Genomic DNA, 12,230 nt, shown 5'->3' on the forward strand with positions numbered 1-12,230 from the left:
AAATCTCCGGGATTAAATAAAAATATTATTAGTGTAGGCTAATCGAAATATCTTCATACGACCCATTTCTTAAAATCGTAATTTGCATGGATGTCATGGAATAGACTTGCTGTCTCAGTTTATTTAAGGCATCTGGTGTTTTTAAATCCTGCTGATTTAAAGCAACCGCTATATCTCCCTCTTTGAAACCGCTGGCATCAAAAAGAGCACGGTCAACGCCCGGCTTAACTGTATAACCAACAACGCCCGCTTTACGCACGGGAGTAAACTGAATAAAGTTAAAAACTTCCTGCGGATCTTTTGCCAACATTTCACGCACGGTCATTGGGAGCACATTAGTCTTACGGGGAAAAGTTGACTCTGTAACAGGCAGAGTTTGTACTTTATGGACGTCGTCGTTTTCAGTTTTACTTTGATCGGTGGAGTAACTCTCATCGACCAGACGTAGACACTCAATTTTTCCCTGATGGCTTATCATCACATGATCTGGATAGATACCTGTAATAACAGCTTTATTGTTTGTCAGCGACTCACCCAGTAAAAGAACCTGCTGTTTATCCCCATCTTCAATAACAGCACCAGGTCTGGCACCCAAAGCGATACCGCGTAACTTCACATTGAGAGAGTTTTTTGTTACAGAAGCAGATTGAGGTTGATGTACGAATGCTGTTGTCGGTTGATATTTACCAAACCAATTTTGCTGTTGGATAAGCTTTAAAGATTCGGTGTTAACCATTACCGAATCCACCCTTTTTTTTTCGGTAACCGAATTGGAAACCTTCGTGTATTCTGTAGGTAAAGTGATATAACGCCAAAGTGATAGCGACATCTTTAAATAAAGGCTAAAAAGAAGTATCCAAAGCATATAGCGAACAATATTCAGAAAAAAAATTCTGTTCATATGGGAATGTTATACATAGTCTGCGCTTTGATTATTTTATTAATATATTCAATAAAGTTGCGTATAATATTACAATATTTCATTCGTGCAGGCTCAAACTCTTTGATATGATAATTATCATATTCTGCAGGTTGTACGATTCAACTTACTCTGATAGGAAGAACCTGAGGATATATCATTGATCATAATCTCATAAAGAATACCCCTGGAAATCATATTTACCACTGAAGGATCAGCACACATTTGTTGTTGAAAATTCCACAAAAACTTTTCAGGCGTTAAAATAGGTTGTGTCCCTGCTTCGCTGATAACGGTCATTGTTACTGTCGACCCACTACTACGGGCAAACGCTAATGTATAACCAGCGGATTGAACTGGCAGACTCTGACTAATATTCCGCGCCAATTCTTTAGCCAATGAACTGGCATTTTGATTATGACCTGAACATCCTGTTAACAAAATGCAAACGACACTAAAAAGTAAGTATGTTAATCTTTTATGTAATACTTCTTTTACTGACATGTTTTCAGACTCACTGATTCATTATGAAACGAGACTGCCGTCAAGAGATGAACGTTGTCACTGACACATTCTCTGGACATAGAGAGTCGCTAAACCGCCTAAACTGAGACAGGGTCCAAAGGGCAACAGGCCTGATTGGTTTCTCATAATGACGGCATACACTAAGCCACTGAGTGAAGCAATCAGTGCCACATAGGGCAATGATGATGCCCCTACCCAACCACCTAACCCGGCAAACAATAATACATCCCCCATACCCAGCGACTCTTTCCGTAGAACGATTCCAGCCCCCCATCTTAGGGAATAAAAGGAGGCGAATCCCGCAAGCACGCCAGTAACTGCTTCATGTAATGACAACGGACTTTGCTGTGTCCATGCGACAATCAGGCCTGTCCACAATATGCCCTGAGTAAATACGTCGGGTAACCATTGATGCTCAATGTCGATGAAACTCGCAGCGATCAGCAAAGCAGATAAAATCATTACCGCTACACTCCAGATATTGGCTGGCCAGACAAACCACGCAAGTAAAAAGGAGAAAGCGGTTAATAATTCGGTCAACGGATAGCGCAAACCAATTTTCTCATGGCAGTTACGGCAATATCCCTTTAGTATCAACCATGAGAATAAAGGAATAATATCGTAAACCCGCAGAGTCTGACGACAATATGGGCAGTGTGAGCGAGGTCGGGCAAGGCTAATTTTGGGTTGTGAGCTATCAATATCTCCCTGAAATTCTGCCAGTTGCTGTTTGCACATGATTGGATAACGCCAAATTACGACATTCAGAAAACTACCTGTGATAAGTCCAATAAAGAATAAAATAAAGTAAAGTGCCAAAAAAAGCCCTTATGTTAAATTATAAGCCATTAAAGACTGGGGTCTATATTTATAGACCCCACAACCATAATTATAAATTGTGATGACAAGAGAAAACATTGAATGATGAAGTTATTCAACGACAGCTAACTTGTTGCCATGCCGCATTCAATGTAGTCCCCCATGTGGCAAAACAAGTATCTTTCCTTATATTGTTTACTTTGAATATTCTTCGCTGCGGCTCCCAGACTAATCCTGTATTATTTTTAACTTCCAGAGATTCGATTGTAGAGCCTGCAGGCACAAAGTACTCCCAGGAATTACCTGCAAGTAGTTTATCGGAATTGATCGTCTCCTGTTTACCATCCTGTGTATTGTAAATTAAAGAAACAAAAGCCTCATATCCGCCGGACGTCTTTACACGTACATAAATTGGGGATGGCGCAGGTGCCTGCGGCGGTGTAATACTTTGAGAATCCTCAAGATTAACAGTGCTTATTAGTTCAGGTTCATTTGTATTATCTACTCCCTTATATATTTTTGCAGTTTGTTTAACTGTGTCGATTTCCGCTTTGAGGTAGGTACCTAATGCGCTTGAACCAGAAAGGATAAAACCGTTGCGAGTCTCGCCAACTGAATTGTGATAATGACCAGAAAATCGTAGTTTTACCTTATATTTATCAAGGAGGTTTTGTAGATTGCCGGCATCTGCATCATCACGATGCTGGTTAAAGATCACAATCTGTTTTTTCTTGTAAGCTGAATATAATTGACTTTCAAGCCATGAGTACCCCGGATCCTGATATCTCTCAATTATATAACGCATTGCCCCATTACCCCAACCACCAGATGAGTATTGGTTTAAAGATAATGGATTTTTTCGCGATTCAAAATCATTGAGCTGAATAACAAGAACATCCCCAAAATCAATAGAATATGACAAAGAACCTTTAATTGACTCAACAATATCAGGAAATAAATACCCGTAATAGTAGTGTGCGTCAAAGCTCGCTATATTTTCTTTACCATTAATATGGTGAAATAGTTTTGTTATACTCCGTATAAAACAATTGTTTTCATGACAATCATTATAGTTATTATACATGTCGTGGTTGCCTAATCCGAAATAATAAGGAATTCCCAATGCTTTGATAATATTCTCAAAGTCGTTCCATTCACTTCCATGACCATATTCAGTAAGATCACCATTAATCAACACCGCGTCGACATCAGAATGATGTCTATTAAACATCTCATATTGTTTTTTGATATTACCTTTAGAGGTCTCAGCAGAAATATTATTGCAATTGCCCTGACATACTAATTGTGGATCAGATGTTATTAAAAATGAACGTAAAGGGGATATTTTTAAACTAGACACCTTGTCATTTAAACTTGATAATGACCCAATGTTGCCATGAAAACTTATTTTATTCCCCTCAAAGTTAAAATGTTCGAAAAGAGTCCCTGTGGAATTGACTACGCTTATAGAAGATAAAGTGTCATTTTCTTTGACATTGGATATGTCATTATCTGAACACTCGCTAATATTTCTGTAATTTACATCTTTATAGAGGCAAACCTTCGGAATATAAAACGTTTGATTAGATGAAGACTCACAAACTTCAGACGTTACAGTGTTATCTTGTCTCACCGTCAGGCATTCATCTGGCTTATCATAAGGTCTGATGGTGTTTTGACTTATTGTAAACTTTTGGTTATCCTCACCATTACATTCCCAGAGTATAGCTTTGCTATCGTCATTATCTCTATTGATACTGAGACAATAATTTGTCTGAGTGGCAACTTTTATATTTCCATTTGAGTATATAAAATTCTGATTATCTCCATTATGAGGGGGAGAAAAGATGATAGCAGAACCATTAGAGAATTGGCTATCAAATACACTCATCACCAAACCTTCATGTTTAAATGGATGCGCCATCAAAATTTTTGGAAAAATCGCAAGAAACACGATAAAAGAATGTCTAATCATCATCTTTGCACTTTAATAACTATTTTAATGAGGTAAGGGATTACTAACGTTTAAAGATTTATATCTACAATATCACCATTTGACATTATCTGCTTTATTGTATTAGCTGTTAACAATTAACCTTGCCTTTTTGTTCTTGGCCTGTTCGCTTTGATATAGAAAATAAGCATACTACCGTCCATACCGTGATCTGCATACGGCCATAACAGATATGAAACAAAGTAAATTATAATTTACACGAGAGTATCAAACTCGAATTGAGAATTGTATTTATCTGTTATTTATTTATCGCATAGTATTAATATGTGATGATTTATTAAAATTGGCTATCTGAACAGAGGTGATGGTCTCACCTCAGACAACACAGGTGCACTAATGAAAAGCAAAAATTTAGCTCTGAATTCAAACGTGATTCTGCTCAACTAATTGTTGACCAGAACTACATAGTGGCATTTTCCAAAACTTTTTCTTGAAACGGGCAGCTGATTGCCAGCGATGCACAAGCTCGGTTCGCTTGACTGAGGCCTGCCAGGAGACAAACACAGGCTACGATTTGACCTCATAGCTCTAATGTACATGCTCCCTCCCCATTCCCCGACAGGCACTATCAATCGTTTTGCCTCGGGTATTTCTGTTTTTGATATACTCAAAGCCATTGTCGCCAGGAAAATGTGCAAAGTGACTAAAGATAAATGGAGAATGTTATGATCAGGCAGAAGATTTTACAGCAGCTCCTGGAGTGGATTGAGTGCAATCTCGATCACCCTATCTCAATCGAAGATATCGCACAGAAATCTGGCTACAGCAGACGCAATATTCAACTCCTGTTCAGAAACTTCATGCACATGCCCCTGGGCGCATACATCCGCAAACGAAGACTTTGTCGGGCAGCCATTCTTGTCAGACTTACTGCCAAATCAATGCTTGATATTGCGCTCTCTTTGCATTTTGATTCACAGCAGTCATTCAGTCGTGAATTTAAAAAATTGTTTGGATGTTCTCCCAGAGAATATCGGCACCGTGATTTTTGGGATCTAACAAATATTTTACCCCCGTTATTAACGCGTCAACATCAAAAGACAGATTGCACATTAATCCATCTTCCTGAAACACGTATTTTTGGCAATGCATTTAAATATGATATTGAGCTATCTAATACGCCACCAGATGAAGAAGCAAAACTGCGCCGTAATCATTTATCCCGGTGTCTGCAAAATTTGAAGATGGATATCTATTACGTCTCAGCGTATACACCATCAACAAAATCGGTAGATTTGCTCACAGTTGAAACTTTCGCCGGTACTGTATGCAACCATGCGGATACAGACATGCCAAAGGAATGGATAACGGCTGGAGGGCTTTATGCATCTTTCCGCTATGAAGGAGATTGGGAGCACTACGCGAACTGGGTGCGGAACCTGTATCTGATAGAACTGCCTGCCAGGGGGTTAGTCAGAGTCAACGGCAGTGATATTGAGCGATTTTACTACGATAAAACTTTCGTAGAAAAGGATAGCAATTATGTTGTTTGCGAAATTTTTATCCCCGTTCGCCCAGCTTAGTTTGTATCTGTGTCACATTCTCAGATTAAGGATTACCCTACCCTGCTACCGTCTAATCAGTACCAGGGTAGGTATTTAGTGGAATAATGGCGTTGAGAATGTCAACGCCATTATTCTTTATTACAGCGAATTTTTCATTCCGGGAGAAATTATTTTACTGCCTCCTCACCTTCTTCAGTAGCAGCTTTCACAGCGTTAATAGTCACCGTCACAGGCTGCATTTCGTACCCACCATACGTCAGAGTGTTGAATGTAAATGTATATTCCCCAGGCTTAGTGGTACTGAATTTACGTGTGATTTTCCCGTTCACGAAATGGTCAGCTTTCGACGGCAAGAACTGGTAATCATTCTCCGTCACGCCTTCCGGAGCCTTAATGTCGACCCACATATTTCCCCCAACAGGGTTGCCAGCCGACATCAGAGTAACATCCAGCGTTGCGGTCGCCACTCCGTCTGCTACCAGTTCTTTTACATCAGATGATGCAGCAAGTACTGCATTTTTATCATCCGCAACGAATCTGGATTCGGCAGTTTTCGTCGATACCTGACCGTCGGTCCGATTCACTTTCGCTGTTAGCGTATATATCGCCGCTTTAGTGGTAGAAGCGGTGAATATAGCCTGCCCTTGCTCATTAGTTGTTGCAGTCCCGTTCGGCTCCAGATCTAATGTTGCCGGGCTGGCGGTCAGCGTCACTTCACTACCTTGCACAAGGTTGTTATTGGCATCAGTAACCGTAACTTTATAAGTCTGTTTGGCTTTACCATCTGCCAGTGCACGGTTGCCAATCACCTCAATACTCGAGATGGTTGCCGTAGCCTTGTCAGCCACAAACGTGATGCTCTGCGCATCCGACATCTGGTCATTTCCTGCCGTTGCGGTGATTGCATACGTTCCCGCAGTCACAGAAACGACTCGCAGCTCGGCTTTACCTTCATCGCTGGTCTTCACCCAGGTACTCTCGTCATTAAGCGGTGTGACGCCCCGAGGCAGATTAAAGGCGACCATAGTTCCGGGAACAGGGTTGCCGTTTTTATCCTCAACAGTTGCCGTCAGCGTAAAGGCATCTTTGCCGTTTGCTGCTTTTTGATCGACGGTATCAACCTGAAGGCTTGCCTGACCGGTTTTGGCATCCGCTTTGAACTTCACCGTGGCAGTCTTCTGATTTTTATTCACCGAGACTGTGATTGTGTGTTCCCCGGCAACTGTGGACATCAGCTCAATATCGGCTTTACCTGCCGCATTCGTTGTTACCGTATTCCCTGTCTTGCTGCTCACTCCCTCAGGCAGAGTCAGTGTTACCGTTTGATCCTGCAACGGGTTACCATAGGAATCTGTTACGGTCAGGGTAACCTTGTTGGCGGACTGTCCATCAGCCAGTTGGTTATCAACATTCACTGAAATATCGTGAATGTTAGCCTCAGAAGCGTTACCCACAACGTTCAGCAGTAGTGGTTTCGAAGCAGCATCTTTGCCATTCACTCGAGGCCAGATAACCAGTTGACCGGCTGCAGAGCCTGTGGTTAACGTCGTAACATAGGTGCCATTGCTTTGTTCCGTCCAGGTTCCTGCCGAAGGTTGTTCCGTCCCTGTGCTGGCTACGCCACTAAATTCTGGAGCATCAGGTTTCAGACCACTTACAAGGTTACCGTTCGCATCCTTCGCCGTGAAGGTCAATTGTGTCGTCGTTTTGATCATCGGGGCTTCATTATCTGCAACAAGCATGGAGTTCACTAACGACATCTCCCCGGCGGCGATGGTGACAGAAACCGCCTGCTTCAGAGCATCAGCGCCATCAACGCGCGGCATGATGGTCAGCTCACCAACTCCCGTTGCGCCAGCAGTCAGCATCGCCGTATAGGTTCCATTGCCCTTCTCCGTCCACTGACTGACGGATGGGCGCTGCTGGTTGACGTTGTATGCATCACCACCAAATTGCGGTGTTTCCGGTGTAATACCGGTGATTGCGTTGCCGAATTTATCCTTCACAGTCAGCGTCAGCGTGATGCTTTCGCCTGCGGTAATCGACGTTTTTGAAACGGTCATTTCCGAGTGGTCAACCGCAATAGTCCCCGCTTTAACGTTAACCGGAGTTGCCTGTGCTGTAGCGTTTTTGCCATCGATCTGCGGCATAATGTTCAGCGCGCCTGCCCGCGTTCCCGAACGCAGAACAGCCGTGTATTCGCCGTTGCCTTTATGGCTCCAGCCTGTAACTGAACTACCAGACGCAGCGTCACCGGAAAGCGATGCGCCAAGTTTAGCGGTGTCGATATCGGTAAGCGCGTTTCCAAACTGGTCTCTGGCGGAGAAAGTCAGTTCCGTCGTGCTTTCAATAGCAAGGTTGGCATCTTTTACTGTCAGCGTTGAAGTAGAAACTGCCTGATCGCCCGCGACGACAGTCAACTGCGCGGCGTCGGTGGCTGCTGGCTGGCCGTTGAATAACGGCATAATGCGAAGATCACCTGTCTTTCCGCCGGTGGTCAGCGTAGCGACATAGGAACCATCGCCTTGCTCGCTCCAGTTGGAAACGTTCGCCCCTTCAGACGCAGCTCCCGTCAGGCTTGTCGACAGGGAAAGACCGCTGATTGCGTTACCATGCGCATCTTTTGCCACAAGCGTCACAGTCGTGCTTTCCCCTGCTTTTACGCGATCCGCTGCAACGGATACTTTCGACTGGCCTGAAGATAAAGCATCAGCTACCACAGTCACTTTCGCCGCATTAGCTGCAGCATCCTGACCGTTGATCTTCGGCATAACAATTAATTCACCCGCCGTAGTACCCAGAGAAATCTGCGCAGTCCACGTCCCGTCGCCATTATCCGTCCAGCCTGAAACGGAAGAACCCGCAGCGGCAGTCCCCGTTAATGACGGTGTATCTGGAGTGAGACCGGTCACCGGGTTGTCATAGGCATCTTTTGCTGCCCAGATAGCTGTAAGCGTGCCACCAACTACCGGTTTATCCGGGTTCAGGGTGATGGTTGAATGCGCTGTATCAAGCGGTCCGGCGACAAACTTCAGCGTTTGTTGTAACGTTCCCAACTGATACTGCTCGCTAAAAGCACGCACAACAATGTTTCCGGCGCGGGTTGAAGAAACCGTGGCGCTGTAAACCCCTGGGTTTATCTCCGAAATGCTGCCAATGGTAACGCCATTGCTGTCCTGTGGAACAAATCGCAGGCGGCTGGCTTCTCCCGTTACAGGGTTGCCATCGGTATCCACGGCAGTAAGCGTCAGCGTGTAGGATTGCTGACCATTGGCAACCACGTCACCTGACGACTCATTCACGCTCAGAGTCGATTTTGTCACATCCATCATAGTGGCACGCAGTTCAGCAGTGACGGTTTTGCTCATGCCATCAACGCTCACCGTAATGGTTGCTTCACCTGATTGCGTACCGGTGGTGAAGACCGACTGGTACACCCCGGCTTCTGTTTCGGTGATCTCCCCCAGAGTTGGTTGCGCCTGTGATTTAGCAGACTTAATGCCCCGCGTTACGATGTTTCCGGCAGGTTTAAACGTCAGTTCAGTTTTGATCTGATCTTTCATACCCGTGATTGGCTGCCCTTCGGCGTCTCGCAGAGACAGAACCAGCGGCTTTTGCGCACTCCCGTTAGCAAGCATTTGGATACGGCTCTGACCGTCAAGCGTTAACGTAGTGCGCTCGGCGCTCATACCTGCCCCGGTGATAACCACTGCAGTCTGTACGCGTTTTGAGGCATTGCCTTTGTTATCGTATGCGACCGCAGAAATTGCGTAATAATTGTCTTTGCCTGCCTGATAAGCCGGAAGCGTCACTTGCCACTGGTTACCCTGACCGGTAATTTTACCGCCTGCAGCCAGCAAGGACGGCGCTTCCCATTGCACATTTTTCAGACCGTGAGTTGCTTTGCTGACTACAAGACCAAGCGAAACCGTCTGTCCGCCCTTACCTTCAATACGATCAGGCAGAGCAATACGGATCACCTCAGCTTTGCGATACTCAAGAACAATATTGTTATTACGTTCAACCAGATCATAACGGCTGCCTGCGAGTACCCGACGCTCGCGAATGCTATCCGTATCGAGTTGTTTCTCCAGAGGCTCGCCAAACCGGTAGTTAACTTCCAGGCCAAAGCGAGTGTCATTCTGACCGCTCTTGCCCTGCTTGTGCTCTGCACTCAGTGTCAGAAGAGGCACTGGCGTATAGTTCACCTCAGCAGAAATGGCATGTGGGTCTTTCTGGCGCTTATCTTTACCAAACAGCCCTACCTCATCGCCATAATATTGTTCATACATCAGGCTTGCGCCAAGCTGCGGCCATGCCGGTAAATATCCCTCTGCGCGGATATCCCAACCATTAGCCGGACGCTCTTGATAATCCTCAATATCCGGCGATTTTTTCCAGCCAGAAGCCCGAATATAACCATTGGCACTCAGTTTCAGATAATCGCGCCAGTATTCCGCACCAACGCCAATACGGGTATGACTACGGGATAAATCATGATCGATAAATGTGTTCAGCCCCGCCATCCAGTCATTGCCTGAAAAATGACGCCAGCCGAAACCAATATTTGACTGAGTACGATCGTCGGTACGATGTATTGCCCCCTGAGTGAACAGCATGTCTGAAGGCGTATCATAAATCGGATAAAGCATTTCCAGCGAAGAGTCCTTCAGCGAGAAATCTTTATCGACATTCAATTTGACACGCGCCGTACCATATTTTCCAAGCCACTCCTGGATTTCCTGGGTAGCCTTAGCTGTGGCCATTCCGGTAACAAAATTGCGTGTCGCATCGCTATCCGGCTGACTGCTTAAAAATTTACCGGCATTCGCGGCAAACGACGCGATATTTTTTTCTGCATTATTGTCAGTCGCAACCGCAGTATTTTCCGTACTTAGACGAGGCAGAGCCGCTCGCGCCGTCATTGTCGGCGTAAAGGTGACAGCCAGTGGAAAAAGAACCTGAATAGAGATGTTTGCCCACGCCACACAGTGAGCCAGGGCTGAATAACGAAAGCGTGGTTGTTTATTAGCTTTTTTAAAACGTGACATTGAGATAATTTCCTGATGAACGAATTAACGAACATAAGCAAACGCAAATAAAATGTTTGCTTGTCAGAAAAACCGGGTATTTCCCGGTTTCCTTTTCCGCAGAAAAGGAAATACCTTTATGAAAGAAAGCGCATCGCCACCCTGAATATTCAGTGGTTGCAATAACTCGTCTGGTGACAGGGCCGGGATTATATTTTTGTTTGTAAATATGAATTTAGCTTTTTGTGCAAGAGCTAATATAAAGGGGCAAGTTCTATTGGATGCTGACTAAATTATGGTTACCTGGTTATTTAGAATTGGATTGTTTAGGTATCGTTACTGGCCTTTTATAGCGGAAAGGCATTTCAGTCAAAATAAGTCAATAAGCCTTCGGTGGTATGCCAATCCTCATTTATAGTCATGTGTTCTTCGATTAGGAAATATCTTAATCACTCGCGATAGACATTACTTAATTTTTCGCATAGTCATTATCTGCATACATCTATACTGGACTATTGCTGAAGGAATAAAAACCTCACCCGCCAGCATGGTTGGCAGAGATTTCAGTAATAACCTTTGTTATTTGACAATCTTATCCATCGCTTTCATAAATTAATGACGAGCGAATAATGATATTTTACGAGCTGATTTTTATGTGATAATCATGGCGCGTAGTAAAATCACAGAAAAAATAACAACATATCACTCAAAACCCCTTATCGGAAACTGTTGTATCTCATTGTAATTAATTATGAAAAATACACTGCACTTATTCCGAAAATCAAAAATCGGTTAGGATTTTGTTATTTAAAACCCAAGCCATTACGCTTGCTTACTTTATCGATAAATCCTACTTTTTTTAATGCGATCCAATCATTTTAAGGAGTTTGAAATGGATAAGAAGCAAGTAACGGATTTAAGGTCAGAACTACTCGATTCACGTTTTGGTGCGAAATCTATTTCCACTATCGCGGAATCTAAACGTTTTCCGCTGCACGAAATGCGCGATGACATCGCATTCCAGATTATCAATGATGAATTATACCTGGATGGCAATGCCCGACAAAACCTTGCCACATTTTGCCAGACCTGGGACGACGAAAATGTTCATAAGCTGATGGATCTGTCGATCAACAAAAACTGGATCGATAAAGAAGAATATCCGCAGTCCGCAGCTATTGACCTGCGTTGTGTAAACATGGTTGCCGACCTGTGGCACGCGCCTGCGCCGAAAAACGGTCAGGCCGTTGGCACCAACACCATTGGTTCTTCCGAGGCCTGTATGCTCGGCGGGATGGCAATGAAATGGCGTTGGCGCAAACGAATGGAAGCCGCAGGTAAACCGACCGATAAACCCAACCTGGTGTGCGGGCCGGTGCAAATCTGCTGGCATAAATTTGCCCGCTACTGGGATGTGG

7 protein-coding genes are annotated in these 12,230 nt (G+C 44.2%); 2 read left to right on the top strand and 5 right to left on the bottom strand.

What is annotated here, in order from left to right:
- Positions 1 to 28 precede the first annotated feature (28 nt).
- From gspC to A7Z06_RS09695, 4 genes are all read right to left on the bottom strand, one after another.
- Complete coding sequence (gene gspC / locus A7Z06_RS09680) at positions 29 to 901, bottom strand: type II secretion system protein GspC (protein WP_238151694.1); 873 nt, start codon at positions 899 to 901, stop codon at positions 29 to 31.
- Positions 902 to 1,018: 117 nt separating this feature from the next.
- Positions 1,019 to 1,423 carry a type II secretion system pilot lipoprotein GspS-beta gene (gene gspS2, locus A7Z06_RS09685; protein ID WP_085460725.1) on the bottom strand — a complete coding sequence of 135 codons (405 nt, stop codon included), beginning with the start codon at positions 1,421 to 1,423 and terminating at the stop codon, positions 1,019 to 1,021.
- A gap of 57 nt (positions 1,424 to 1,480) precedes the next feature.
- On the bottom strand, positions 1,481 to 2,263 hold the full coding sequence (locus A7Z06_RS09690) for a prepilin peptidase (RefSeq protein ID WP_029365882.1): 783 nt from the start codon (positions 2,261 to 2,263) through the stop codon (positions 1,481 to 1,483).
- Between the two features lie 115 nt (positions 2,264 to 2,378).
- Positions 2,379 to 4,241 carry a metallophosphoesterase gene (locus A7Z06_RS09695; RefSeq protein ID WP_236582685.1) on the bottom strand — a complete coding sequence of 621 codons (1,863 nt, stop codon included), beginning with the start codon at positions 4,239 to 4,241 and terminating at the stop codon, positions 2,379 to 2,381.
- 701 nt (positions 4,242 to 4,942) lie between these two features.
- On the opposite strand from A7Z06_RS09695, the gene A7Z06_RS09700 reads away from it, so the two are divergent.
- A complete protein-coding gene (locus A7Z06_RS09700) occupies positions 4,943 to 5,800 on the top strand; it encodes a helix-turn-helix domain-containing protein (RefSeq protein WP_024165164.1) in 858 nt (285 codons plus the stop codon).
- A gap of 149 nt (positions 5,801 to 5,949) precedes the next feature.
- On the opposite strand, the gene A7Z06_RS09705 is transcribed toward A7Z06_RS09700, so the two are convergent.
- Complete coding sequence (locus A7Z06_RS09705) at positions 5,950 to 10,833, bottom strand: invasin domain 3-containing protein (protein ID WP_000085955.1); 4,884 nt, start codon at positions 10,831 to 10,833, stop codon at positions 5,950 to 5,952.
- 871 nt (positions 10,834 to 11,704) lie between these two features.
- Here A7Z06_RS09705 and A7Z06_RS09710 point away from each other — a divergent pair.
- The coding region (locus A7Z06_RS09710; RefSeq protein WP_238151695.1) for a pyridoxal-dependent decarboxylase at positions 11,705 to 12,230 on the top strand (526 nt) is incomplete at its 3' end.

It is taken from the genome of Escherichia sp. MOD1-EC6819 (assembly GCF_002965765.1).
GTDB classification, from domain to species: Bacteria; Pseudomonadota; Gammaproteobacteria; order Enterobacterales; family Enterobacteriaceae; genus Escherichia; species Escherichia ruysiae.